Source organism: Ruegeria sp. CDSB114, assembly GCF_059611025.1.
Genome location: NZ_JBXWOT010000001.1, coordinates 553,404 through 577,794, shown reverse-complemented (window position 1 = coordinate 577,794; position 24,391 = coordinate 553,404). Strand labels below are relative to the sequence as shown.

The 24,391-nt window shown below is 54.9% G+C and carries 24 protein-coding genes and 1 tRNA gene; 8 read left to right on the top strand and 17 right to left on the bottom strand.

The annotated features are described in order from the left end of the window. Positions 1 to 254: 254 nt before the first annotated feature. On the top strand, positions 255 to 872 hold the full coding sequence (locus AC2FIP_RS02875) for an invasion associated locus B family protein (RefSeq protein ID WP_142633757.1): 618 nt from the start codon (positions 255 to 257) through the stop codon (positions 870 to 872). Between the two features lie 40 nt (positions 873 to 912). Here the strand turns inward: AC2FIP_RS02875 and AC2FIP_RS02870 are convergent, their stop codons facing one another. Genes AC2FIP_RS02870 through AC2FIP_RS02855 form a run of 4 tightly spaced genes read right to left on the bottom strand, consistent with a single transcriptional unit; the run spans position 913 to position 5,153 of the window. After that, complete coding sequence (locus tag AC2FIP_RS02870) at positions 913 to 2,121, bottom strand: beta-ketoacyl-[acyl-carrier-protein] synthase family protein (protein WP_496693155.1); 1,209 nt, start codon at positions 2,119 to 2,121, stop codon at positions 913 to 915. Positions 2,122 to 2,130: 9 nt separating this feature from the next. Further along, positions 2,131 to 2,388, bottom strand: a complete 258-nt coding sequence (locus AC2FIP_RS02865) for an acyl carrier protein (protein WP_142633752.1) — start codon at positions 2,386 to 2,388, stop codon at positions 2,131 to 2,133. Between the two features lie 32 nt (positions 2,389 to 2,420). Next, the gene (gene lpxD / locus AC2FIP_RS02860; protein ID WP_271947158.1) at positions 2,421 to 3,512 is read right to left on the bottom strand and encodes a UDP-3-O-(3-hydroxymyristoyl)glucosamine N-acyltransferase; all 1,092 of its coding nucleotides are present in this window, start codon (positions 3,510 to 3,512) and stop codon (positions 2,421 to 2,423) included. A gap of 36 nt (positions 3,513 to 3,548) precedes the next feature. Continuing rightward, entirely contained in the window at positions 3,549 to 5,153 is a 1,605-nt protein-coding gene (locus AC2FIP_RS02855; RefSeq protein WP_496785104.1) for a L,D-transpeptidase family protein, read from the bottom strand. Positions 5,154 to 5,508: 355 nt separating this feature from the next. Here AC2FIP_RS02855 and mepK point away from each other — a divergent pair, with 355 nt between their 5' ends. Beyond that, a complete protein-coding gene (gene mepK / locus AC2FIP_RS02850) occupies positions 5,509 to 6,078 on the top strand; it encodes a peptidoglycan L,D-endopeptidase MepK (RefSeq protein WP_496785102.1) in 570 nt (189 codons plus the stop codon). 173 nt (positions 6,079 to 6,251) lie between these two features. Here the strand turns inward: mepK and AC2FIP_RS02845 are convergent. From AC2FIP_RS02845 to iscR, 10 genes are all read right to left on the bottom strand, one after another. Beyond that, positions 6,252 to 6,328: transfer RNA gene (locus tag AC2FIP_RS02845), tRNA-Arg, on the bottom strand. 66 nt (positions 6,329 to 6,394) lie between these two features. Next, positions 6,395 to 7,615, bottom strand: coding sequence for a cysteine desulfurase (locus tag AC2FIP_RS02840; RefSeq protein WP_496785101.1), 1,221 nt, complete (start codon positions 7,613 to 7,615; stop codon positions 6,395 to 6,397). A 14-nt stretch (positions 7,616 to 7,629) separates the two neighbouring features. Beyond that, entirely contained in the window at positions 7,630 to 8,196 is a 567-nt protein-coding gene (locus tag AC2FIP_RS02835; protein WP_496695491.1) for a YIP1 family protein, read from the bottom strand. Continuing rightward, positions 8,193 to 8,678, bottom strand: a complete 486-nt coding sequence (locus tag AC2FIP_RS02830) for a YIP1 family protein (protein WP_496708463.1) — start codon at positions 8,676 to 8,678, stop codon at positions 8,193 to 8,195. The genes AC2FIP_RS02835 and AC2FIP_RS02830 overlap by 4 nt, the downstream gene beginning before the upstream one ends. After that, positions 8,678 to 9,958 carry a Fe-S cluster assembly protein SufD gene (sufD, locus tag AC2FIP_RS02825; protein WP_271947165.1) on the bottom strand — a complete coding sequence of 427 codons (1,281 nt, stop codon included), beginning with the start codon at positions 9,956 to 9,958 and terminating at the stop codon, positions 8,678 to 8,680. The genes AC2FIP_RS02830 and sufD overlap by 1 nt, the downstream gene beginning before the upstream one ends. Then, positions 9,958 to 10,713, bottom strand: coding sequence for a Fe-S cluster assembly ATPase SufC (gene sufC / locus AC2FIP_RS02820; protein ID WP_142633737.1), 756 nt, complete (start codon positions 10,711 to 10,713; stop codon positions 9,958 to 9,960). The genes sufD and sufC overlap by 1 nt, the downstream gene beginning before the upstream one ends. Positions 10,714 to 10,824: 111 nt before the next feature. After that, the gene (locus AC2FIP_RS02815; RefSeq protein WP_496785100.1) at positions 10,825 to 11,247 is read right to left on the bottom strand and encodes a hypothetical protein; all 423 of its coding nucleotides are present in this window, start codon (positions 11,245 to 11,247) and stop codon (positions 10,825 to 10,827) included. Positions 11,248 to 11,249: 2 nt separating this feature from the next. Next, positions 11,250 to 12,770: a Fe-S cluster assembly protein SufB gene (gene sufB, locus AC2FIP_RS02810; protein ID WP_142633735.1), complete on the bottom strand. Its 1,521-nt coding sequence runs from the start codon at positions 12,768 to 12,770 to the stop codon at positions 11,250 to 11,252. Positions 12,771 to 12,788: 18 nt separating this feature from the next. Next, positions 12,789 to 13,868, bottom strand: a complete 1,080-nt coding sequence (locus AC2FIP_RS02805) for a cysteine desulfurase family protein (RefSeq protein ID WP_496785098.1) — start codon at positions 13,866 to 13,868, stop codon at positions 12,789 to 12,791. 48 nt (positions 13,869 to 13,916) lie between these two features. Further along, complete coding sequence (gene iscR, locus AC2FIP_RS02800) at positions 13,917 to 14,375, bottom strand: Fe-S cluster assembly transcriptional regulator IscR (RefSeq protein WP_142633731.1); 459 nt, start codon at positions 14,373 to 14,375, stop codon at positions 13,917 to 13,919. Positions 14,376 to 14,553: 178 nt separating this feature from the next. On the opposite strand from iscR, the gene AC2FIP_RS02795 reads away from it, so the two are divergent. The 6 genes from AC2FIP_RS02795 to AC2FIP_RS02770 all read left to right on the top strand — a co-directional run bounded on the left by AC2FIP_RS02795 (position 14,554) and on the right by AC2FIP_RS02770 (position 20,251). Then, a complete protein-coding gene (locus AC2FIP_RS02795; protein WP_496785097.1) occupies positions 14,554 to 15,207 on the top strand; it encodes an alpha/beta hydrolase in 654 nt (217 codons plus the stop codon). Beyond that, complete coding sequence (locus AC2FIP_RS02790) at positions 15,207 to 15,452, top strand: hypothetical protein (protein WP_142633727.1); 246 nt, start codon at positions 15,207 to 15,209, stop codon at positions 15,450 to 15,452. The genes AC2FIP_RS02795 and AC2FIP_RS02790 overlap by 1 nt, the downstream gene beginning before the upstream one ends. Then, a complete protein-coding gene (locus AC2FIP_RS02785) occupies positions 15,449 to 16,606 on the top strand; it encodes an HD domain-containing protein (RefSeq protein ID WP_496785095.1) in 1,158 nt (385 codons plus the stop codon). The genes AC2FIP_RS02790 and AC2FIP_RS02785 overlap by 4 nt, the downstream gene beginning before the upstream one ends. Before the next feature lie 360 nt (positions 16,607 to 16,966). Further along, positions 16,967 to 17,302, top strand: coding sequence for a DMT family transporter (locus AC2FIP_RS02780; RefSeq protein WP_142633723.1), 336 nt, complete (start codon positions 16,967 to 16,969; stop codon positions 17,300 to 17,302). A 76-nt stretch (positions 17,303 to 17,378) separates the two neighbouring features. Then, positions 17,379 to 19,196: a translational GTPase TypA gene (gene typA, locus AC2FIP_RS02775; RefSeq protein ID WP_271947178.1), complete on the top strand. Its 1,818-nt coding sequence runs from the start codon at positions 17,379 to 17,381 to the stop codon at positions 19,194 to 19,196. 434 nt (positions 19,197 to 19,630) lie between these two features. After that, complete coding sequence (locus tag AC2FIP_RS02770) at positions 19,631 to 20,251, top strand: hypothetical protein (protein WP_496785094.1); 621 nt, start codon at positions 19,631 to 19,633, stop codon at positions 20,249 to 20,251. A gap of 78 nt (positions 20,252 to 20,329) precedes the next feature. Here the strand turns inward: AC2FIP_RS02770 and AC2FIP_RS02765 are convergent, their stop codons facing one another. From AC2FIP_RS02765 to alaS, 3 genes are all read right to left on the bottom strand, one after another. Further along, entirely contained in the window at positions 20,330 to 20,944 is a 615-nt protein-coding gene (locus tag AC2FIP_RS02765) for a transglutaminase-like cysteine peptidase (protein ID WP_496785792.1), read from the bottom strand. Positions 20,945 to 21,320: 376 nt separating this feature from the next. Then, a complete protein-coding gene (locus AC2FIP_RS02760; RefSeq protein WP_142633718.1) occupies positions 21,321 to 21,608 on the bottom strand; it encodes a DUF1330 domain-containing protein in 288 nt (95 codons plus the stop codon). 4 nt (positions 21,609 to 21,612) lie between these two features. Next, entirely contained in the window at positions 21,613 to 24,285 is a 2,673-nt protein-coding gene (alaS, locus tag AC2FIP_RS02755) for an alanine--tRNA ligase (protein WP_496785093.1), read from the bottom strand. Between the last annotated feature and the right edge of the window lie 106 nt (positions 24,286 to 24,391).

Here is a 24,391-nt window from a genome sequence, read left to right as displayed (position 1 = left end):
AGGTTAGCAGTTGACCACCGCGCCGCCCTCTCGTAACGTCTGCTCATAATTAAGTCGGCCGGTCCGACGGGGAGAAAAATTCATGAAAGGGAGCCGCTCCACCGGCTCCCTTTTATCTTGGCTACACGTGTTGCCCACGGGGCCTCAGGCGAGATTCCGATCACTTCTGTCTTTTTACGCTGCATAATGCCTGACACTGCGCGCCAGTGGTGCTAGACCCGGCGAAAAGCCACATCAACAATCACGAGGCAATCATGTTCAGGACACCGATAAAGCTTGTTGCGGCAGCTTTTCTTTTTAACGGCGCCGCTCTGGCGCAAGAGACCACCGACACGACAGAACCTGCCACCGAATCCCCTACGACCGAGCAGGTGGACAATGGTCTCGACCTGGGGCAGCCGGTCGATGAAACCGTCAAGGTCGGACAGCGCTATGACAAAGAAAAATTCGGCGACTGGAGCCTGAACTGTTTGAAGATGAACGCGGGCAAAGATCTGTGTTCGCTGCTGCAGGTCATAAATGGCCCGCAAGATGTGCCTATGGCTGAGTTTTCCATGTTCCGCCTACCCGAAGGCGGTTCGGCCGTAGCCGGAGCAAATATCTTGGTTCCGCTTGAAACCCTGTTGCAAGCGCAGCTGACCCTCTCAATCGACGGAGCGCCTGCCAAACGCTACAACTATTCGTTTTGTAACCCTGTTGGCTGTGTTGCCCAAATCGGCCTGACCCAAGGGGATATCGACGCAATGAAGCAGGGTAGCAAGGCGACTTTGACCATCGTTCCAGCGCCTGCGCCGGATCAGGTGATCGAACTTGACCTATCTTTGTCCGGGTTTACTGCAGGTTACGATATTGTTGATGTCGCAACCAACTGAAGACTACATTTCGAGAAAGCCGTTTAACCCAGCGGCTTTCTCAAACCCGCTTCAAGGCAAGTACTGCGTTCAGACCTCCGAAAGCGAAAGCGTTGCTTAGCGCAACCTCAACTTTCGCTTCGCGTGCCTCGTTGGGCACAACGTCCAAAGCACATTCTGGATCAGGTTCTTCGTAGCCAATCGTCGGTGCAATCACCCCATCTCGCAGGGCCATGATACAGGCCAAAAGCTCTACCGCGCCGGTTCCGCCAATCAAGTGACCATGCATCGACTTGGTGGATGAGATCAAAAGTTCGTCCGCATGCGGGCCGAAAACGCCAGCTACAGCGGCACATTCCGTTTTGTCATTGGCCGCAGTACCTGTGCCATGGGCGTTGATATAACCCACCTGATTGGCATTCAGGCCAGCATCAGACAACGCCCCTGACATCGCACGGGCTGCGCCCTGCTTGCTGGGCATTACAATGTCTGATGCATCCGAGGTCATCGCGAAACCAACAACTTCGCACAAAATTTCTGCCCCACGCGCCTTCGCGTGTTCGTATTCCTCGAACACGAAGATGCCCGCTCCCTCTCCTTGCACCATACCGTTTCGGTTGGCGCTAAAGGGACGACAGGCATCCTTGGACATCACCCGCAGCCCTTCCCAGGCCTTAACGCCACCAAAGCACAACATGGATTCTGAGCCGCCGGTGATCATCGCAGGGGCCGCCCCGCTGCGCACCATCTGAAAGGCTTGCGCCATCGCATGGTTCGATGAGGCACAAGCAGTCGATACGGTAAAGCTGGGACCTTTGAGGTTATGTTCCATCGATACGTGGCTTGCCGCCGCGTTGTTCATAAGTTTAGGAACAACAAATGGATGGACCCTGTTCTTCCCGTCCTCATAGACTGAACGGTAGTTGTCGTCCCAGGTCGAAACGCCACCACCTGCTGTTCCCAGAACCACGCCAGATCGTGCAGCCAACTCGCCGTGGAATTCGATCCCGGACTGATCTATGGCCTCTTTGGCCGCGGTCAGGGTAAACTGTGTAAACCTGTCATACAGAGTCATCTGTTGGCGGTTGAACCGACCCTCGGCTTCGAACCCCCGGACCTGCCCACCGATCTTGATCGCCAACCTGTCGACGTCTCGAAATTCAAGTTCCGAAATGCCACAACGGCCTTCCCGCATCGCCTCAAGCGTATCTGGAACTGAATGACCAAGCGAATTGATCGTGCCTGCCCCGGTTATTACTACCCGTTTCATTTGCTTGGGTCAGACCTTTTCTGCCACAAGCTTTTCGATCCCAGCAATGATCGCGGCGACATTTGAGATGTCAAAGTCACTGGCCGTTGGTTCATTGGCATTGAACGGAACGGTAATGTCGAACTCTTCTTCGATGGCAAAGATACTCTCGACCAGCCCAAGGCTGTCGATCCCCAGATCTTCGAGCGTACTTTCGGGCGTCACATCCGAAGGCTCCAACACGGCTTGTTCGGCAATGATGGCAATGACGCGGTCGGTGATGCTCATATCGATCCTCTGATTATCACGTTGAATGTGATTTAATCGCTCGGAGGCTGTTTGGAAACAGCCTTTTTCAACGCCTCCACGTCACGAAGCATCCGCGGCAATCTGCGCTGCGCCTTATAGACATCAGTAAAGGTTTCCATCTTCACAGCCGGGTAGCCCATCAACACACGACCGGCAGGTACGTTTGACAGGATTTTGGTACCACCGCCGACAATCACCCCGTCGCCAACGAAAATATTGTCCGAGACGCCTGACTGCCCACCCAGAACCACGTTATTGCCAAGCTCAACCGAACCGGAAATACCAGACTGACCACACAGCAGACAGTCATTACCAACGCGCGTGTTGTGGCCGATATGGACCTGATTATCCAGTTTTGTGCCATTCCCGATGCGGGTATTACGAATGGTCCCGTTGTCGATCGTACAATTCGCACCGATCTCGACATCGTCGCCAATTTCCACAGAACCAAGCGAATGAATGCGCAGCCAGCTTTGCGCGCTGGCGTCTCCTGCATCCCCCAAGGTCTTGCGCGCGTTCTCTACCCCCGATACTTCGGGCGTAACAAAACTGAACCCGTCGCTACCGATCCTTGCCCCTGGTTGCGCGATAAAACGATCCCCGATCTGCACACGGGCACCAATGCTGACCATTTCGCGCAGAACGGCGTCTTCGCCCAACACAGCATCCATGCCTATGACGCAATGCGGTCCGATATTCGCCCCTCTGCCAACCCGGGCCCGTGCACCAATGACTGCCAGAGGGCCGATTGAGACCCCATCTGCCACATCCGCAGTTGGGTCGATGACTGCCGAAGGGTGAACCCCGGACCCAAAGCCCTGCCCTTTATCCAGCATGGAGGTGATCCCGGCCATCGCCATGCGCGGTCGTCGAACGAATATTGCTGCCTTAAGCCCCAACGCCTGCCAGTCAGCACCTTCCCAAAGGATGGCGACCTGCGCCGAACCCGATCCCAGATCCTCGGCATATTTCGGCGACATCGCCATCGCCAGATCAGTGGCAGTTGCATCCGACGGTTCAGCAGCAGCATGTACGACCAGGCTGGCATCGCCCTGGAACTCAGCGTCAAGGGCATCTGCGATTTGTTGAACTGTATATTTCATGTGGGGCTTCCCGGAACTAGGACCTGCCCCCGGTGATTACCCCTGAACGTCCGGCAGGGCCACCCCTGCTTTCTGCAGAGCATTCCAGATTTTCTGATCACGGCCATAGACGTCGCGTCGGTACTGTACCTCACCTTTCGGGCCAATAAAGGCAGTGCGGTAAATCAAGTGGACAGGAACATGCTGCTCAAGTTTCACAGTGGTCTCTTTTCCAGTCGCGAGAATCCGATGGAAAAATGCCTTTGGGTTTTCTTCTTGCTTCGCCAACAGTGCGTAAGCGAATTCGAAAGGCTGCGCCAATCTGATACAGCCATGCGAGAAGGCACGGGATTCCCGAGCGAACAGACTTTTCTGCGGTGTATCATGCAGATAAATGTTGTGCTTGTTGGGGAACATGAACTTCACCAGCCCCAGGGCATTGCTTTTGCTGGGCGGTTGGCGCATCGCAAATGGAAAGTTGCTTGCGGTGAACTGGGTGAAATCTACTGCCCCGCGATTGACCTGGCGACCACTGCGATCGGTAATCTGAATATGCCCGACGGCATTTGGATTGGACTGCAGCTTTGGCAAGTATTCCTTGGTGATGATCGAGCGTGGAACATACCAGCTGGGGTTAATGACCATATGCTCCATCTTGTCGGAAAACTCGGGGCTCCGACGATCATGGGTGTTCTTGCCGATCACAGCGCGGGTTTCAAAGGTAATAAAGCCGTCATCAACAATCTTGGCTGAGAAATCAGCCTGATTGACCAGAATGTGGCGTTCACCGCGCTCGCGCGGCAACCAGCGCTCACGCTCCAGCGCGACATAGACGGCCTTCAGACGTTCCGAGGCAGTGCGGTTCAGCTCAGTAATTGTGCCCGGACCCGCGACGCCATCTGCGGCAAGACCATGTGCGGTCTGAAACCGTTGAACACCTGCCAGCAAGGCATCGTCAAAAACCGGACTGGCGGTTGGGTTCATAAAACCCATTTCAACCAATCTGTTACGCATCGCTATTACGGCGGGTCCCGTGTCTCCCAGCTCTAGCTTTGCTTGTGGAACAGTAGTTCCCCAACCGCCTTGGCGAACCAATTCTTCCAGCGCAAGTTTCTGCTTCATCAAAGCCCGATACTGGGTCGAGCTTGGCGCCAACTGATCGAAATAGGCTGCATCCTCCGAGGTCGTCAGTCCACGCAGATGCCCTGCTGTCGAGGTCGGCTCGACCTTCCTGACTAATCCATCGTCTATATCGGATGGTCGTAAAAGGCCTGTCCTCATGTCCTGAGCATAGGCTGCAAAAACGCGTGTCAACTCGACCTCGACGGCCCCAAGCTGACGCGCTGATTTTGCTGATTGAAGCCGGTCAACCAAGCCCTGCGCATCATAGGCGTTCGCGGGTAGCCCGTGTAATTCGACCGCAGAAAGCCCCTCAATCAACCGTTGACGACGTTCAGCATGTGCAGCCGTGTCGCCAACCCAAACAGGCACGAATCCTCTTTCACGGTAGAAATCGGCAATCTCAGACCCGGAAGGTGCAAATTCGGCAACCGCCATCTGGAATGCGGTGTCAGGCTTGGCCTCAGTGTTCGCCATCGCCGAAGACGTCAGAAAACATGCGGCCAAAGCAATACCGGTGCTTGCACGAAGAACAGAGAACATTTGGAGCCCTTGAATTTTCAATATAATACGCCGTTTCAGGCAGTGCCGAACAATTATGGTTTTGCTTGAAACCCATTGTCTATTCACAAATGCATCAATTTCGTGCTTATACCCAAGCGTGATGCTTGTTTGCATCGGACAGATTTCGGCGACGGCCTAAGACGTTGGATCTTTGCCATTTTGCACCACCTGCGCAAAAAACTGCCGAAAATTCCCCCTTGAAAAGATGAATTCGAAAGACTTCTTGGCCGTCCTTCACGACTGTGTCATAAATCCCTCATCTGGGATGGGAATAAATTAATACAGCGCGCGTAACATCGTGTGCAGGCAGGAACAGTACGGGACGAAACACAAAATGACGACGAGCAGTTCCTCGGGTTTGACCCGGCGTGCTTTATTGGGCGCATTCGCAGCTACAGCAGTTGTAGCGACTCCAACCTACTCCAATGCAGCAGGTTTCCTTCGCGGTGGCGGCGATATTCGCCGTATTCGCATGTATTCCGGACGCACTGGCGAGCGGATCGACATGATCTATTGGGTCGATGGTAAATATATCAAAGACGCAGTCAAAGAAGTGAACCACTTCATGCGCGATTGGCGGACTGATCAGGTCAAGGATATGGACCTGCGCACAATCGACATCATGGCAGCGTCGCATAATCTTCTGGATGCCAACGAACCTTATATGCTGCTGTCGGGCTATCGCTCGCCGCAGACCAACGCGATGCTGCGGTCACGGTCGCGCCGTGTTGCCAAGAATTCGTTGCACATGAAGGGCCAGGCAGCAGACCTCCGCCTGTCGTCGCGCTCGGTCTCGCAAATGGCCAAAGCGGCGATTTCCTGCCGTGCCGGCGGTGTTGGCAAGTACCACCGCTCGAACTTCGTGCATATGGATTGCGGCATCGTCAGAAGCTGGGGCGGTTAATCCGCCCTGCCCGTCATCCAGACTGATTTCCTCAGTCCCGTAGCCATTTCAGAGTGCAGATCTGCCTGCCATTTACAGGGTTGCCAATATTGCCCAGGCAACCTCATAAACCCTGCACACGATAGCTGTTGCAGGTGATCCTTAACACCAAACCAACACATATATTCGATAAATGGCGCACCTGAGAGGATTCGAACCTCTGGCCTCTGCCTTCGGAGGGCAGCGCTCTATCCAGCTGAGCTACAGGTGCCTGAGCCGTTAGCTAACCTTGTTCCGGGCCGGGTGCAACTGAAAATCGACCCGGATCGGACAGGTTTCACGCGAAGAGATCATGCGCAAGTTCAAGCGCTTCGATCAGGGTATCCACCTCATCTTTAGAGTTATAGAGACCAAAACTAGCGCGGCATGTGGCCGTGACTCCGAGGAAATCCATCAACGGTCCGGCACAGTGATGCCCAGCCCGAACGGCGACGCCTTTTTTGTCCAAAATCGTCGAAACATCATGCGCGTGGCCTGCCCCATCCAAAGTGAAGCTGAAGATTGCCGCTTTGTCTGGCTGCGTTCCTTGAAGCTGAATCCAGTTCAGCCCCGCAAACCTCTGCATCGCATATTCGCGAATTCCGGCCTCATGAGCGGCAACGTTATCCATCCCCAGCTCCATAAGATAGTCCAGAGCGACACCCAGTCCGATGGTTTGCACGATGCCGGGTGTTCCCGCCTCGAACTTCATTGGGGGGTCATTGTAGATCACCTGATCCTTGCTGACCTCTTTGATCATGTCGCCACCGCCGATAAACGGGCGCATTTCGGCCATCCGGTCGGATTTGATGTAAATTGCCCCAGATCCCGACGGGCCATAGAGCTTATGCCCGGTGATTGCGTAGAAATCGCAGCCGAGATCCTGGACATTGACCGGCATATGCACAGCGCCCTGACTGCCATCCACCAGCACTGGGACGCCTTTTGCATGGGCGCCTTCGGTGATGGCTTTGACATCCACAACCGTGCCCAACACGTTCGAACAATGGGTCACCGCGACCAGCTTGGTCTTTGGACCAATGGCGTCGATGACGGCCTGTGGATCAAGCCCACCATCCGCATCCACATCCACCCATTTCAGCACCACGCCCTGACGCTCGCGCAGGAAATGCCAGGGCACGATGTTGGCATGGTGTTCCATCACGCTTAGGACAATTTCATCCCCGGCCTGAAGACGCGGCATCGCCCAGCCATAGGCAACCAGATTGATGCCTTCGGTCGTGCCCGAGTTCAGAACAATCTCGTCTTCATCTGATACGCCTAGAAACCGGGCAATAGTTCCGCGGACGGATTCGTATTTTTCGGTCGCCAGATTGGACAGATAGTGCAGCCCGCGATGCACATTTGCATATTCCTCGGCATACCCCCGCGTCACCGCATCAATGACAACCTGTGGCTTCTGGGCAGACGCTCCATTGTCCAGATAGGTCAGCGGCTTGCCGTTCACCTCTCGGGAAAGGATCGGAAAGTCAGCGCGAATTTTCTGCAGATCGAACATCGTATTTTTCTTCCCTAGACCGGGCCGTTGGGTGTGAACATGAGGACAAATGAAATTGAAATCAGTGCGGATAACAGAATGACCCCAAAAGATTTCAGCATCGAGTTGAACTTATGAGCTTCATTCAGGAAATGCATTGAGACGTAAAGGCTGACAAGTGCGGTCGCCAGCAAAAACATGACCATCATAAATGGAACAACCATCGAAACGATCAGCGTCACCGACATCGCTGCGATCTGAAGGAATTGCAGCCAGATCGTCAGGATCAGGATATCTTTGAATGTCGCAACGCCCCCGATAGTACGACCAACAAAAAGAAGAGCCACCACGCTGAGCAGCATCGCGCCTGACGAACGCAGAAGGTTCAGAATAACAGGATCAGAAACGGGAAGCGGTTCACCCTGCGGGACAGGGACCATCTGTTCAATACCAATTTGGATGGCACCGTTCAGAACGACAGCCAGAAAGAATGCCAGCCAGACAACTTCACGCCCGGGACGCAGATCCAGCAACCGTCTTGCCGCTTCGGCAGGGTTGGTCAGGGTCAGAACAGCAATCTGACTCAGCACAGCCGGATTCATTCCGCATACCTTTGCGCTTGCCTAAGGCCCGAAAACCAGAACCACAGGAATACGACAAACCAGACCAACCCGACAGTGGTCATGGTTGTCCCCGGACCGATAAAACCAGCGACAAGGCCGTTCAGCAAAATCAACGGCGTCGAGGATAGCAACGCCCAGAACAGAGCCAACCTTGCGCCATAGGCAGTCCCCTTTCCGCCGAACAGACGCGCCGCACCGTGGGACACGAAGGCCAGAAGGTAGAAGAACAGCGGCAAGATAATGACCGTTCCAAGCAAGGCACCGCCCAACAGCATGTTAAGCTCGAGGTCTTCGAGATGCGCCCGTCGGGACAAACGTGGCAGTTGCGCAATGAATGCCACCACGCAGAACGCCATTACAAAGACCAAAGCGCGGTCCTCACGTTCGCCCAAATCCAAAAGCCGGCTTACAACCCGGCCTGGTCCACGGTATGTGGCCACTATATCCGTCGTTACCGGCATCAGCTTCGCCGAGAAAGCCAGCCTTCAAGGCGGTCAACCATAGCCTCCGCAAGGCCTTCATCCTCGATCTCTTCCACAGCCTCGGCCAGGAACGACAAGGTCAGCAAATTTGTTGCCTCTTTGACGGGCACACCCCGAGACCGCAGGTAGAACAGAGCCGTTTCATCAAGCGCACCTGATGTCGAACCGTGCGAACAGACAACGTCATCGGCATAGATCTCAAGCTCGGGCTTGGCGAGGAACTGACTATCATCATCGAGTAGCAAAGACTGGCTGATCTGATACCCATCTGTTTTCTGAGCGCCCTCTTTCACAAGGATCTTGCCCTGAAACACGCCGGTCGCGCCGTTCCGCAGCACCTTCTTGAACACCTGGCGGCTTTCGCAACCAACCGCGTCATGGGTGACGAATACCGTGTCGTCATGGTGAAAGTCGCCATCTCCGACGCAGGCACCGGCCACGTGCGCCACCGCATCATCGCCGGTCAATTCGATCACCTGTTCGTTCCGGGTCAGAACACCGTTCATGGTCAGGGTGAAGGATTTGTAGACCGAATTGGCACCCAACCGTGTAAACATATGCGTCGCCGCACGACGCTCGTGGTCACGACCCTGGGCCCGCACATGGTGCAGCGAGCCACCATCGGCAATGTCAATTTCCATACATTTGTTGAAACGCGATGCCGCCGGCCCGTTTTCGAGAATGGTAACCTCGGCGTCAGTTTCGACCCGTACTACGTGATGCAGGATCGCATCCGAATCCTCGGACGCATGGCGATAGATCAGGCTGATCGGTTTCGATGGCTTACCGGTCACATGGATGGCCACGCCGTCTGATGCAAATGCGGTGTTCAATGCGGCCAGCGGGCGCTGAACCGGAACTTGTCCATTCGCTTCAAGAACGCCATACAAGTCTTTGGCCCAATGGATATCTTTGCAGCAAATATCTTCAAGCCGGTCGATCGAAACACCTTCGAGCGTCAGATCATCGGACTCTTCGGGATTGAACACTCCGTCAACGAAGACAATCTTCAAGCGGTCGAATTCATCGAACATTTGCGGCTCGTCCGACTCGAACAGCGCCGCATGCGCTGCATCAGCCGATACGAGCGTATCGGGTTGGGTGTATTTCCAGTACTCGTCGCGCCGACTGGGCAAGCCCATTTGACGCACACGGGCAATCGCGTCCTCGCGCGCAGCGCGAGTACATCCGGCATCGGGCAACGACAGGACGGCCAGCCGCTCCTCCGTCGCAGTCTGTTTTGCTTGGGGCAACGCCATCAGTTCACCTCGGCCAGAATGTCGGCATAACCGTTGTTTTCAACCTCAAGTGCCAACTCGGGACCGCCAGTTTTTACGATCCGCCCGTCGGCCATAATATGCACGACATCAGGTTTGATGTGGTCCAGAAGGCGCTGATAATGCGTGATAACAAGGAAGCCACGCGCTTCGTCGCGCAGCGCGTTCACGCCCTCGGCAACCAGTTTCATCGCGTCTACATCCAAACCAGAATCTGTCTCGTCCAGAATGCACATTTTGGGCTCGAGCATGGCCATTTGCAGTATTTCGTTGCGCTTTTTCTCACCGCCAGAAAAGCCAACATTCACAGGGCGCTTCAGCATATCCGCATCGATCTTTAACGATTTGGCCTTGGCGCGCACCTCTTTCAGGAAATCGGCTGCTGAAAGCTCTTCTTCCCCGCGGGCCTTGCGCTGTGAGTTCACAGCGGTGCGCAGAAAGGTCATGTTGCCAACGCCTGGGATTTCAACCGGATATTGGAACGCCAGGAAAACACCGGCTGCTGCGCGCTCTTCCGGTTCCATCTCGAACAGGTTCTCACCACCAAGGGTCGCCGAGCCTTCGGTCACTTCATACCCATCCCGACCGGACAGCACATAGCTGAGCGTCGATTTGCCCGAGCCATTTGGCCCCATGATCGCATGTACCTTGCCAGCCTCAACCTTCAGGTCGACACCTTTGAGGATTTGCTTGTCTTCTTCTTCAAGTTTGACGTGCAGGTTTTTGATTTCCAGCATGTTTTTTCCTTTTCTAAGGAGGCCGTGCTCAGTGCGCACCAGGCCTTTATCTTAATTTCTCCGGTCCGACCGCATCGCGATCGCAATTATGTCCGACGGTATGTTTCGTTCTCACCCAATCGCCGCCACCCGCATCGCCAGCGCTGCAATTCCCATGCCAACAAAGAAGGTGCCTACAAGAACGTTTCGAACCCTGCCCCGTTTAAAGGTCAGAAGAGTGATCACCCCCCAGATGGAAAAGATCAGCATCACCAAGCCAGAAACTCCGGCTGCAACCAGAACAGACAATACGAAACCCGGCATCTCTTCAGCATCAGCCTTCAAATTTTCGTAGTTTGCTGTTGTGAAGGCCAGAATTGTATTTATCGCCAGGCCAAGAAGCCCACAAAATAGCCCCCCAAAGACACGCAACAAACGACTTCCGCTGCTACCGGTTCGTGGTGCGGGTTGTTGACCCTCACCACCTAACATTGCGGCCTCACCCTGCGTGGATTGAATACGCTGAATCCTGCTTTGAAAATCAGACTGGCTCATGGTTACCCGACAGACCCTTCCAAGCTGATAGCCACCAACTGCTGGGCCTCCATCGCAAATTCCATCGGCAGTGCCTGTAGCACGTCCTTGCAGAACCCGTTGACAACAAGGGCCACGGCCTCTTCCTCGTCCATTCCGCGCTGACGGCAATAGAATAGCTGATCATCATCGACCTTCGACGTCGTCGCTTCATGCTCGACGCGCGATGAGTTGTTCTTGACCTCGATATAGGGCACCGTATGCGCCCCGCATTTGTCGCCGATCAACAGGCTGTCACATTGGGTGTAATTGCGGCTGTCCTTGGCTTTCGGATGCATCGAGACCAACCCGCGATAGGTGTTCTGTGCCTTGCCCGCGCTGATCCCTTTCGAAACGATCCGAGACTTGGTGTTCTTGCCGAGGTGGATCATCTTGGTGCCGGTGTCGGCCTGCTGGTAGTTGTTGGCAATCGCGATCGAATAGAACTCACCCTGGCTTTCATTACCGCGCAGGATGCAGGACGGGTATTTCCATGTCACGGCCGAGCCGGTCTCCACCTGCGTCCACATCACCTTGGACCGGTCGCCGCGGCAATCCGCGCGCTTGGTCACAAAGTTATAGATGCCGCCCTTGCCATTCTCATCCCCGGGGTACCAGTTCTGAACGGTCGAGTATTTTACCTCGGCATCTTCCTCGATAATGATTTCGACCACGGCAGCATGCAGCTGCGCAGTGTCCCGCTGAGGCGCAGTACAGCCTTCCAAGTAGCTGACATAGCTGCCTTTATCGGCAATGATCAGGGTACGTTCAAACTGACCGGTGTTCTCCGCATTGATGCGGAAATAGGTGCTCAGCTCCATCGGGCAGCGTACGCCCGGCGGGATGTAGACAAATGACCCGTCCGAGAACACGGCCGAGTTCAGCGTGGCATAGAAATTATCGGATACTGGAACCACGGTGCCCAGGTATTTCTTGACCAGCTCGGGGTGTTCCCTGATCGCTTCAGAGATCGAGCAGAAGATCACACCTGCCTTTTTCAATTCCGCCTGAAAAGTTGTGCCAACGGACACCGAGTCGAACACCGCATCCACGGCCACCTTGCGGCCCTCAGCAGGCATATCCTCAGCACCTTCGACGCCAGCCAGAATCATCTGTTCTTTCAGTGGGATACCGAGCTTTTCGTAAGTGGCCAGCAGCTTCGGATCCACTTCATCCAGCGATTTCGGCTTTACCTCCATCGATTTCGGACGGGCATAGTAATACTGGTTCTGAAAGTCGATTTCGGGATAGCTGACCATCGCCCATTTCGGCTCTTCCATCTTGGTCCAGCGTTCGAACGCGGCCAGACGCCATTCGGTCATCCATTCCGGTTCTTCATTCTTGTCCGAGATCAGACGGACGATATCGGGGTTCACGCCTTTTGGGGCGTATTCCATCTCGATATCGGTGTTCCAGCCGTATTTATAGGTTCCGGCCTCGCGCACCGCATCAACGGTTTCCTGATCGACACCTTCTTTTACCTGAGTCTGGTCCAAAGCGGCCATGACTTATCCTCCGTCAGATCACGCGGCACGCGCGCGATGCTTTTTCTCTTTTTCCAGCCACGTATCCGCAAAACGCAGCACATCATCTTCTGTCGTCCAAGGGCCGAGCGATACGCGAATTGCGCTGGCTGCCGTTACCTCGTCATATCCCATTGCCGTCAGAACTCGGCTGGTCTTTACCTTGCCACTTGAACAGGCCGAACCTGCGCTGATCGCAAATCCAGCCAGATCCATCTGCATAACCTGCGTCTCCCCTTTCCATCCGGGAGTTGCGAAACACAAAGTGTTGGGGAGTCGCTCCTGATCTTTCCCGACAAAAATAGTCGCTTTCGATCCGGCCTCAAGTGCGTTCTCTAGAATATTTCTAAATTTAGCAACATTTTCCCAAACACCGTTAGCCAGATCTTTCACTGCGGCCTCGGCAGCGGCACCAAAACCCGCGATTCCAACAACGTTTTCCGTCCCGGAGCGCCGGCCCATTTCCTGCCCGCCGCCAACCGCAAGCGGGTTGATGTCCAGCCCTTGTTTTAGGATCAGGGCGCCAACACCCTTAGGACCGCCGATTTTATGCGCCGAAAGAACCGCCATATCCGCATCGCTCCAGGCGAAGGAAAAGGGAATACGGCCAACAGCCTGTGTAATATCCAGCAACAACCAATCGGCGCGCCGTGCGCCATAGGGCCACTGACCTTCGACCTTTTTCGGTGGCAAGGTAACGATACCTGTTTCCGAATTCGCCAACCCCATTGCTAAGATGTGACCAGGTCCGAACGGGCGTTCGTTGCAGTTCGATAGATCAAGATGCGACCAAAGCGCGTCATGCGCCGTTGCATCGACGAACACATCGCAATTATTCGGTCTATTCTGCAGGACCCGAGCCGCTTCGGTCGCACCTGAGGTGAAAATAACTTCCTGCGGTCGGCACCCGACAGCTTCGGCCACCTGCGACCGTGCACACTCGACCATGGCCTTTGCCCCTCGTCCTTCAGCGTGAACCGACGAAGGGTTACCGATCTGATCCATTGCCGTGATCATCGCATCGCGCGCTTCGGGGCGAATTGGCGTTGTGGCGTTATGATCCAGATAAACACGATTCATGGATGCACCTTTTGGCAGCCAAAGGGACTTGGACAAAGCAAATTCATCTTACTCGTCCACGACCGCAAACAGATTAGGAACAGCCGGACAGGGCGCCAAGTCGTTCCTGATCACATCAGAAAGCCGCGTTTGATGCAGAAACACATAAACATGGGCACTCAGCCCTTCCCACAATCGGTTGGTCAGCGATTGCGCACGACTGCCCGATGAGGCCCCGGATGCCCCTGCCCCTTTTTTCAACGCGTCTACAGTTTCGTCGACGGCGGACAGAATTTCGACTACACGGATTTCCGACGCAGGGCGCGCCAACCGATAACCTCCGCCCGGACCGCGCACTGACGAGACAAGCTCGGCCCGGCGCAGCTTTACGAACAGCTGTTCAAGATAAGGCAACGAGATGTCCTGCCGTTCGGAAATTTCGCTCAGCGTTACCAGTCCGTCAGAAGACTGAAGAGCGATATCAGCCAAGGCCACCATCGCGTAACGACCCTTGGTCGAAAGCTTCATTCTCATTCCCTTATGGCAGTTAACGCGCGAAATCATTGACGCCGCCGCTGCCAGTGCGTATCTCCGACTGACAGCGCCCTTGCGCCGACTATCACAATTAGAACCGTTCTAAGGTGTCCGACGATTATCGTCAAGTATTTCCGGACACCCAGAAGAAAAAGACAGGACCTATGCACACATGCCCGAGGTGATTTTTCCCGGACCCGAAGGCCGCCTGGAAGGCCGCTACCACCCGCAAAAGGAAAAAGACGCACCGATCGCCATCGTGTTGCACCCGCATCCTCAATTTGGCGGGACCATGAACAACAAGGTGGTCTATAATCTGCACTATGCGTTCTACAACATGGGTTTCACCGTGTTGCGGTTCAACTTTCGCGGTGTTGGCCGCAGCCAGGGCGAATATGACCAGGGCGTAGGCGAGCTGAGTGATGCGGCATCGGCACTGGACTACCTGCAGTCGATGAACAACAACTCGAAACACTGCTGGGTCGCAGGGTTCTCGTTCGGAGCCTGGATCGGGATGCAACTGCTTATGCGCCGCCCTGAGATTACCGGTTTCATCAGCGTTTCTCCGCCAGCCAACATGTATGATTTCTCGTTCCTGGCGCCCTGCCCCTCTTCGGGTCTGATTATCAACGGATCCTCTGATCGGGTAGCCCCGCCTGCAGACACCACTGCATTGGTTAACAAGCTGCATGAACAGAAGGGCATCACAATCACCCATAACGAAGTTGAGGGTGCAGACCACTTCTTTCAGGATCGCCACATGGAAACGCTGATCACTGATGTAAGTGACTATGTGAAACGGCGGCTGACAGAGAACACGCGCTAATGTCCGACACGATCATCAGGCTTGCTTCCAAGCTGGCCGAAGACACAATGAAAGTGATGGACGAAACCGGAAACGACCGCTTCTTCATGGAAGTTGGCGAAGTGATCGGGGCGTCCTCACAAACATTGGAAGAAGCATTCCTGACCGAGATCCGTGTCCGGATGGCCGAACGTAAGGCCCGCAAGTTTGTCGTCGAGAAATTGACCGAACATCGGTCAAAACTGAAAGCTATAGAAAAACAATGACGCAAAGATTGTCCGCGCAAATCGACTTCCTTAAACGCGCGGACAGGCTGAAATCTGTCAATCGTGCCAACGCCTTGTTGGATCAGTCCCGCCCAGAGAACGCGGCAGAGCATAGTTGGCAACTGGCGCTTTGGGCCCTGGTTTTGGAACCGCTTGCCGGGTCAGACGTGAATATCGACCGCGTGATCAAAATGCTACTGCTGCATGATCTGGTCGAAATCATCGTAGGCGATCACCCGATTCACCTGAAAACAGATTGGAAAGCACTGGAATTGGCGGAACAAACAGCTGCTGAAGAGCTGTTTGGCATGCTGCCTACGGATCAGGCCACGACGTTTCTGGCTCTTTGGCAAGAATTCGAGGCCGACACCACTCCGGACGCGAAATTCGCCAAGATTCTGGATCGGTCGCAACCGATGTTTCAGGTGCTGTGTGCAGAACGGCCAAACCCAGAGCATTTAGCTGTCGTGAATGACAACCTGAAACAAGGTCGCGCTGCCTATCTGCAACAAGCTTTCCCGGACGCATATAATCTTGCCCAAGCACTGCTGAATGGAGGCAAACTCGAAACCTCCGCGCTTTCTTTGCGTTTGGGTTTCTTGTCCGAAACTGACCAACTCAAATCGGTTCAGCGAGCATCGCGTCTGCTCTATGATGACCGGTTTGAGAATTCAGCCGAACATTCCTGGCACATCATGCTTTTTGCCTGGGTCCTGTCCGAATATGCAGCCTCATCCGTTTCTGTAAACCGCGCCCTCAGAATGCTTTTGCTGCACGACATTGTTGAAATTGACGCCGGTGATCACCCAATTCATGGGCAGGTCGACCACGCGGCACAAGCCGCCGAGGAACTTGCTGCGGCGCAAAGGTTGTTTGGAATGCTCCCAGAGGTGCAAAATCAAGAATTCATGTCGATCTGGCAGGAGTTTGAACAGGCCGAAAGCCCCGATGCCTGTTTCGCCAAAGCGATTGATCGCTTCCAAACCCCGGTTGGCAACCTCGAGACAGGAGGCGGTTCCTGGATTGACTACAACGTCACATACGAACAAATCCACAGCCGTGTCGGCACGGTGATTATTCCCGGTGCACCAGCCCTGTGGGCATGGCTGGATCCGTTACTTCGGGGTTACTTTTCTGAGACTGCAGAAGGCTGAAAACACAGCGGAAAAAGGAGCACAACACCCCTTTTTCCTGTATTCGGCAGTCGCTTAAACCGATGTACCAATCAATCGCTCAACATTTCGGGCTGCTTTTGTTTCGACGGCCCCCCCCGCCAGCAAGCCACCCAAGCGCAACAATAAGTGCCGAAAGAGCGATGACGTATTTTGCAAATTTCGTCATGGCGATACTCATAAAAAAACACGACAAAACGCGGACAAATTATCACATTGCCGAAAATCCACATAGTCGGGTAATCCTGCCCCCTGACGGATGCCAGTAAACTCCTGCTATCGCTTGCGGGTATCGGTCATTTCGTGCTCAACCCAATGCAACCTTATTGAATGCGAGACCCCGTGCCCAAAGCATATCTTCTACTGCTGTTGGCAGTTGTTGCCGAAACGATTGGTACAACTGCACTTCAGGCCAGCCAGCAATTCAGCCGGTTCTGGCCGTCAGTGCTTGTGGTTGTTGGCTATGGAATTGCCTTTTATCTGATGGCCCTCACGCTCAAATACATGCCGGTTGGTATCGTCTATGCAATCTGGTCCGGTCTTGGAATCGTGCTGATTGCCATCATCGGTTTCATTGTCTTTGGTCAGAGGTTGGATTTACCCGGGATCGCTGGACTCAGCATGATTTTGGGTGGAATACTAATCATACACCTCTTTTCCGGTACAGCAGGACACTGACGATCGGTTAGGGCTGGCATATTTCGCCGAGCCGCGTTATGCGCGCGTCAACTTCCCGTTCAAAGGCTGACCTCTCATGGACCTGCGCAATATCGCAATCATCGCTCACGTGGACCACGGCAAAACAACGCTGGTCGATGAGCTGCTAAAACAATCCGGTGCGTTCCGGGAAAATCAGGCTGTCGCAGAACGCGCCATGGACAGCAATGACCTCGAGCGTGAGCGTGGTATCACCATCCTTGCAAAGGCCACTTCGGTGGAGTGGAAAGGCACGCGGATCAATATCGTCGATACGCCGGGCCACGCCGATTTCGGCGGCGAGGTTGAACGCATCCTTAGCATGGTCGACGGCGTTGTCCTGCTGGTCGATGCTGCCGAAGGTCCGATGCCGCAGACCAAATTCGTGACCTCCAAGGCGCTGGCGCTGGGTCTGCGTCCGATTGTGGTGCTGAACAAAGTCGACAAGCCCGACGCCGAACCAGACCGCGCGCTGGACGAATGCTTTGATCTGTTCGCAAACCTTGGTGCCGATGATGATCAGCTTGATTTCCCTTCAATGTACGCCTCAGGCCGGTCGGGCTGGGCAGATATGGAGCTGGAAGGACCCCGCAAGGATCTGTCAGCACTGTTCGACCTGATCGTTGACCACGTCCCTGCTCCCAAACAGATCGAACGCAAGGACGAACCCTTCCGGATGCTTGCCACGACACTGGGCAGCGACCCGTTCATCGGCCGCATTCTGACTGGCCGTGTCGAAAGTGGTACGCTCAAGGCAGGTGACACCCTCAAGGCGCTCAGCCGGGACGGCACACTTATCGAGAACTTTCGCGCCTCAAAAATCCTGGCTTTCCGCGGTCTGGGGCAGCAACCCATTGATGTGGCCGAGGCGGGCGATATCGTCACCATCGCAGGTATGAGCAAAGCGACCGTGGCAGATTCGCTTGTTGCCCCACAGGTCGAAGACGCTCTGCCCGCGCAGCCGATCGACCCGCCGACCATCACAGTGACCTTTGGTATCAATGATTCGCCCCTTGCCGGCCGAGACGGTAAAAAGGTTCAGTCCCGTGTCATTCGCGACCGTCTGATGAAAGAAGCAGAATCAAACGTCGCCATTCGCATTACCGACACTCCGGGCGGTGAGGCTTTCGAAGTTGCGGGACGCGGCGAATTGCAGATGGGTGTTCTGATCGAAAACATGCGCCGCGAAGGGTTCGAGCTGAGCATCTCTCGCCCACAGGTCCTGTTCCGCGAAGAAGACGGTCAGCGCCTAGAGCCCATCGAAGAAGTCACCATTGACGTGGACGACGAGTATTCCGGCTCGGTCATTGAAAAGATAACAGGTGTCCGCAAAGGTGAACTGGCCGAGATGCGGCCTGCTGGTACAGGCAAAACCCGCATCATCGCCCATGTGCCGTCACGCGGGTTGATCGGTTATCACGGTGAATTCCTGACAGATACACGCGGTACTGGCGTTTTGAACCGTGTGTTCCACGACTGGGCACCGCATAAAGGACAAATTCCGGGCCGCCGCGCAGGCGTTCTGATCTCGATGGAGAACGGACAGGCAGTTGCATATGCCCTTTGGAACCTCGAAGAGCGTGGCCGCATGTTTGTTGGCCCTCAGACCGATGTATATCAGGGCATGGTAATCGGCGAGCATTCGCGCGACAACGATCTTGAGGTTAACCCGCTGAAGGGGAAAAAACTGACCAACGTCCGGGCCAGCGGATCGGATGACGCTGTGCGCCTGACACCCCATATTCAGTTCTCGTTGGAAGAGGCGATCGCCTATATCGACGATGACGAACTTGTCGAAGTGACCCCGAACGCAATCCGTCTGCGCAAACGCTTTCTGGATCCGCACGAGCGTAAGCGTATGGCAAGATCTGCCTGATCATTGCAGTGATGCAGTTCACAGATTGGAAACAATAACACAATCGTGACATATTTGCGCACACGCGTATTAAGGCCCATCCTGGAAGGCTCGCTCTCAAAGCGGGCCTTCTTTTTGTTTTACCTACACTTTCTTCTTTAAGTTGTTTCACTTTTAACATTCACAATTTTAGGAAACTTGTAATTCTGGCTCAAAAGGGATGTATTTGTGTCCAAAGTATGGCACCTGTTTGCCTGCCAAGTTTTGAGTAATGAGTATCAAGGAGTAGCGCCATGCGCATTAAGTCTCGCTTACTTTCAATAGTATTTGTTTCAGCAACATTCCCAGTTATTTCAGCTGTATCCGCTTCAGCTTCAGACATGTGTACAATACGAACAGCCAAACAGTCGGTATCGACTGAAACGCTTTGTGCATGTTCTGTTGTAGACGCCCGGATGCTGCGCTATTTGCAGCGACGCTCAGATTTCGAGGACATCTTGTCCCGTACATTGGAGAGTTGCCCAGCTTTTGCAGCAGTTCTGACTGACTTTCCAACCGCATCTATTCTCGGAAATGAGCAACGATCAGGAGACGGCCCTGCTGATGAAAATGGCGGTGGTGGTTCAGGCGGTGGCGGCGGCGGCGGTGGTACCGGCGGCGGCGGCGGCGGTGGTACCGGCGGCGGTGGTACCGGCGGCGGCGGCGATGGTGACGACGGCGACGATGGTGACGACGGCGACGGTGGTGACGGCGGCGACGGTGGTGACGGCGGCGACGGCGGCGACGGTGGTGACGGCGGCGACGGTGGTGACGGCGGCGAAGGTGGCGACGGCGGCGAAGGTGGCGACGGTGGTGACGGCGGCGAAGGTGGTGACGGCGGCGAAGGTGGCGAAGGTGGCGACGGCGGCGAAGGTGGCGACGGCGGCGAAGGTGGCGACGGCGGCGAAGGTGGTGACGGCGGCGAAGGTGGTGACGGTGGACCCAAGGGCAACCGTTCTGGCCATAGCGACGGAACCAATCCAGGCGGCCAATCTCAGAACCCGAACGGTACCAACAATCCGGGCAACCCCAAGTAAGCTAATTTAGTACTACAGAAAATGGCGAAGCTGCTGCTTCGCCATTTTTGCATTCTAACCAGTTGAGATTAGCTTTCCTCAGCTTCTGCCGAAGACCCCGACCCATTTACTGGGCCGCCGAGGGTCCTGCATCCGCAGAAACAGATATCGCGTCGCCGACCAGGGTTTGATGCGGTTGGTCAAGTTATCCAGAACCAGATCGCCACTGGCCGAGCGATAAACCAAAACCGCATGAGAATTTCGCTGCGTATCCAGTACAGTTGCGATCAAAAGTTTGCTCGGATCGACGCCCGCACGGATAAGATCCCTTTTCTTCAACAGAGCAAAGTCTTCGCAATCTCCACCGCGCGAAGTCGGCAGTGCCCAACGTTCACGAGTTCTATATTGGGCCTGATCTGTAACCGAGCGGGTGGTTGCGTTTACCTGCCGGTTGACCTTTTTGATGATCTGCATCTCTTGCTGGCTCGACATTGAATTCGAAGCCTTGCTGGAACATGCCCAAGAGTATTGACGGCACAGTTGCCGCGCTCCAGACGGCGGGGGCGAAGATGCGACTGTGCGGATGAAGTTGCCTTCCCGCGCTTGCGCATCTGGTGCCACAACCGAGGTCCCCAACGCCAATGCGAGGATTCCTAAAGTTCTACCAAAACCAGTCCAGATCCGCGCATTAACGGCCCTAAATTCCGTACCCATGGTCGCCATGCCTGTCCCTCGATCCGTGTTTTCCCTGCGATTGCCGCAAAACAGGACCATATTCCGTTTTCCGAAACTATCGGTAAACACGCCTAATTGTGCAATCTGTCTCAAATCTTGCAACGAAAAGAGGCGGAATTCCGTCATTGAAAATGGCATTTTTGGGTAAGAATCTGGCGCTGCTCGCCACATTCGAAACACGAACCCCTTGGCAGGCCCGACATCAAGACCCGCTAACTACTTGTAAATAAAATATTTATGGGACTTCAGGTCGACGCTTGCCGCAACGTCATAATTGGACGGCTATCTTTTGGCTGAAAACCGCCCAATGAATAAGCTGACAGGGGTATTAAATCCCTGATCGCACGGGGTGATTCTAATCTGTGATCTCTACGACCACCAATTCCCGCTCACTTGCACCACGCGCGTGATCCAGTGCTTGCTGATATTCCACCGAATTATAACACTCTACAGCGGCTTCCAATGAGGGGAATTTGGCGACAACGTTGCGCGGCCGTTCTTTGCCTTCCAACTGCACGTATCGCGCAGCACGCGCGATAAACGCACCACCGTGTTTGGCAATCGCTGGCCCGGCGAGCTCGGCATATTTTCCATAGGATTCGGCGTCAGTAACACTGACATGTGCAATCCAAAGTGCGGACATTTTGTTAACCTCCAAGAATATTCTCTGCAGCCTTGATCGCGGCATCAGCATTCGAAGCGTCCTTGCCACCACCCTGCGCCATGTCAGGGCGTCCACCGCCACCTTTTCCACCAAGTTCAGCAACCGCCGCCCGAACCAGATCCACGGCCGAGATTGCATCCGTCAGATCAGCTGTGACACCGGCCGCGACGGCTGCTTTGCCGCCCGTATCCGCTATCAGCAACACAGCACCCGATCCAAGTCGGCTTTTGTGTTCGTCGATCAGCGCGGGTAAGTCCTTGCCAGATACGCCAGTAAGGGACTGAGCCAAGAACGAGATACCGTTTACCGTTTTGGCCTCAGCGCTACCGCCCTGCCCCGAACCACCAGCCATCGCGAGATCGCGGCGCAGCTGCGCAACTTCATTTTGAAGGGATTTACGTTCATCCAACAGAGCTTTGACACGAGATACAACGTCATCCGGTTGCGCTTTCAGTTCAGATGCGATCTGCCCCAAACGTTGGTCCTGGTCGGTCAGGTAAACCATGGCTTCGTCACCGGTAAGCGCTTCGATCCGCCGGACACCGGCACTGCTGGCGCTATCCCCCAATACAACAAGCGCGCCAATATCACCGGTCTGGCGAACATGCGTTCCACCACACAGTTCGATCGACCAGGTCTCACCATCCTGGCCTTTGCCAGTTGGCGCTTTGCCCATCGAAACCACGCGAACTTCGTCGCCGTATTTCTCACCGAAAAGGGCCTGCGCACCCAGTTCCCGGGCATCATCTGGTGTCATGATCCGGGTCTCGACGGTCGAGTTCTGGCGGATGAAAGCGTTGACCGAGCGTTCAACTTGCCGAATTTCCTCGGGGCTCATCGCCTTCGCGTGGCTAAAGTCGAACCGCAGCCGGTCAGCCGCATTCAAAGAGCCGCGCTGCGCAACATGGTCACCCAGTGTTTCCCGCAATGCTTCGTGCAGCAAATGTGTGGCCGAATGGTTGGCCCGGATGGCGGTGCGGCGAACATGGTCCACCTCAAGCTCAACTGCGTCTCCCTTGGACAAGGTACCGTGATCGACCGTGACCCGATGAGCATAGATTTTGCCATCCGCAAATTTCCGGGTGTCCTCGACCCGCGCGACATCATCACGCTCTTCCAAACGACGAATTTCGCCGGTGTCTCCTATCTGACCACCGGATTCACCATAAAACGGGGTTTGGTTCACAACGACCCAGCCGGAACAACCTGTCTCGATCTTGTCGACCAAAGCGCCATCCACGACCATTGCCGCGACCTGTCCTTCAGCCTTTTCTGTATCGTATCCAAGAAAATCCGTAGCGCCCGCGATATCCAGAACGTCAAACCAAACGGCTTGGTCCGCTGCTTCCCCTGATCCAGCCCAGGCAGCGCGTGCCTTGGCCTTTTGCTCGGCCATCGCCGTATCAAACCCGTCGGTATCAACCGTCCGGCCTTTTTCACGCAGTGCATCTTGTGTCAGATCAAGCGGAAAACCGTATGTATCATACAGCTTGAAAGCGGCCTCTCCAGACAGTGCCGCACCCTCTGGCAAGTCAGAGACCTCGTCATCCAACAACTTCAGGCCGCGATCCAATGTTTGCTTAAAGCGGGTTTCTTCCAGCAACAGCGTCTCTTCGATCAGCGACTGAGCCTGGCCAAGTTCGGTGTACTGAGCACCCATCAGTTGGACCAATGTCGGCACCAGCTGATACATCACCGGATCCTTCGCACCCAACAGATGCGCATGCCGCATCGCACGACGCATGATCCGCCGCAGCACATAGCCGCGCCCGTCATTGCTGGGCATTACCCCGTCTGCAATCAGGAACGAGGTCGACCGCAGGTGATCCGCAATCACGCGGTGATGTACGTTTTGTTCCCCATAGGGATCGACATTGGTGGCACTCGCCGAGGCCTCGATCAAGGTCTTGAACAGATCGGTGTCATAATTGTCATGGCTTCCTTGCAATAGGGCACCAATCCGCTCCAGCCCCATCCCGGTGTCGATAGACTGCATGTCGAGCTCGACCATCGAGCCGTCCTCGAACTGTTCGTTCTGCATGAAAACGATGTTCCAGATTTCGATGAACCGGTCACCGTCTTCCTCGGGCGAACCAGGAGGGCCGCCCCAGATATGATCCCCGTGGTCGTAGAAAATCTCGGTGCAGGGACCGCACGGGCCGGTCGGTCCCATCTGCCAGAAATTGTCACTGGTTGCGATACGGATGATCCGATCTTCGGGGACGCCCACCTTCTTCCACATCTCGAACGCTTCGTCATCGGTGTGGTAAACCGTTGTCAGAAGGCGGTTTTTATCGACACCGAATTCCTTGGTGATCAATTCCCATGCGAATGGAATTGCTTCGGGCTTGAAGTAATCGCCGAACGAAAAATTGCCCAACATCTCAAAGAATGTGTGGTGACGCGCAGTATAGCCGACATTGTCTAGGTCGTTGTGCTTGCCACCGGCCCGAACACATTTCTGTGCTGTCGTCGCGCGCTGATAGTCACGGGTTTCGACACCGGTGAACAGGTTTTTGAATTGCACCATACCCGAGTTGACGAACATCAATGTCGGGTCGTTGCGCGGCACCAGGGGACTGGATGCCACAACTTCGTGCCCCTGTTTGGCAAAGTAGTTCAAAAAGGTCGATCGGATTTCGTTCAACGTTGACATAGGGCTCTCTCGGCGCGCAATCAGTTTGTTTCAAAAAGGGTTTATCCGCCTCCCCCGGGATAGTCCACAGGCGAGCGTCGCAGAACGGAACAAGGCGGCCCCGACG

Coding starts and splice junctions, on each gene's coding strand:
- AC2FIP_RS02875 (WP_142633757.1), top strand. CDS start 255: ATGTTCAGGACACCGATAAAGCTTGTTGCGGCAGCTTTTCTTTTTAAC.
- AC2FIP_RS02870 (WP_496693155.1), bottom strand. CDS start 2,121: ATGAAACGGGTAGTAATAACCGGGGCAGGCACGATCAATTCGCTTGGT.
- AC2FIP_RS02865 (WP_142633752.1), bottom strand. CDS start 2,388: ATGAGCATCACCGACCGCGTCATTGCCATCATTGCCGAACAAGCCGTG.
- lpxD (WP_271947158.1), bottom strand. CDS start 3,512: ATGAAATATACAGTTCAACAAATCGCAGATGCCCTTGACGCTGAGTTC.
- AC2FIP_RS02855 (WP_496785104.1), bottom strand. CDS start 5,153: ATGTTCTCTGTTCTTCGTGCAAGCACCGGTATTGCTTTGGCCGCATGT.
- mepK (WP_496785102.1), top strand. CDS start 5,509: ATGACGACGAGCAGTTCCTCGGGTTTGACCCGGCGTGCTTTATTGGGC.
- AC2FIP_RS02840 (WP_496785101.1), bottom strand. CDS start 7,615: ATGTTCGATCTGCAGAAAATTCGCGCTGACTTTCCGATCCTTTCCCGA.
- AC2FIP_RS02835 (WP_496695491.1), bottom strand. CDS start 8,196: ATGAATCCGGCTGTGCTGAGTCAGATTGCTGTTCTGACCCTGACCAAC.
- AC2FIP_RS02830 (WP_496708463.1), bottom strand. CDS start 8,678: ATGCCGGTAACGACGGATATAGTGGCCACATACCGTGGACCAGGCCGG.
- sufD (WP_271947165.1), bottom strand. CDS start 9,958: ATGGCGTTGCCCCAAGCAAAACAGACTGCGACGGAGGAGCGGCTGGCC.
- sufC (WP_142633737.1), bottom strand. CDS start 10,713: ATGCTGGAAATCAAAAACCTGCACGTCAAACTTGAAGAAGAAGACAAG.
- AC2FIP_RS02815 (WP_496785100.1), bottom strand. CDS start 11,247: ATGAGCCAGTCTGATTTTCAAAGCAGGATTCAGCGTATTCAATCCACG.
- sufB (WP_142633735.1), bottom strand. CDS start 12,770: ATGGCCGCTTTGGACCAGACTCAGGTAAAAGAAGGTGTCGATCAGGAA.
- AC2FIP_RS02805 (WP_496785098.1), bottom strand. CDS start 13,868: ATGAATCGTGTTTATCTGGATCATAACGCCACAACGCCAATTCGCCCC.
- iscR (WP_142633731.1), bottom strand. CDS start 14,375: ATGAAGCTTTCGACCAAGGGTCGTTACGCGATGGTGGCCTTGGCTGAT.
- AC2FIP_RS02795 (WP_496785097.1), top strand. CDS start 14,554: ATGCCCGAGGTGATTTTTCCCGGACCCGAAGGCCGCCTGGAAGGCCGC.
- AC2FIP_RS02790 (WP_142633727.1), top strand. CDS start 15,207: ATGTCCGACACGATCATCAGGCTTGCTTCCAAGCTGGCCGAAGACACA.
- AC2FIP_RS02785 (WP_496785095.1), top strand. CDS start 15,449: ATGACGCAAAGATTGTCCGCGCAAATCGACTTCCTTAAACGCGCGGAC.
- typA (WP_271947178.1), top strand. CDS start 17,379: ATGGACCTGCGCAATATCGCAATCATCGCTCACGTGGACCACGGCAAA.
- AC2FIP_RS02770 (WP_496785094.1), top strand. CDS start 19,631: ATGCTGCGCTATTTGCAGCGACGCTCAGATTTCGAGGACATCTTGTCC.
- AC2FIP_RS02765 (WP_496785792.1), bottom strand. CDS start 20,944: ATGGGTACGGAATTTAGGGCCGTTAATGCGCGGATCTGGACTGGTTTT.
- AC2FIP_RS02760 (WP_142633718.1), bottom strand. CDS start 21,608: ATGTCCGCACTTTGGATTGCACATGTCAGTGTTACTGACGCCGAATCC.
- alaS (WP_496785093.1), bottom strand. CDS start 24,285: ATGTCAACGTTGAACGAAATCCGATCGACCTTTTTGAACTACTTTGCC.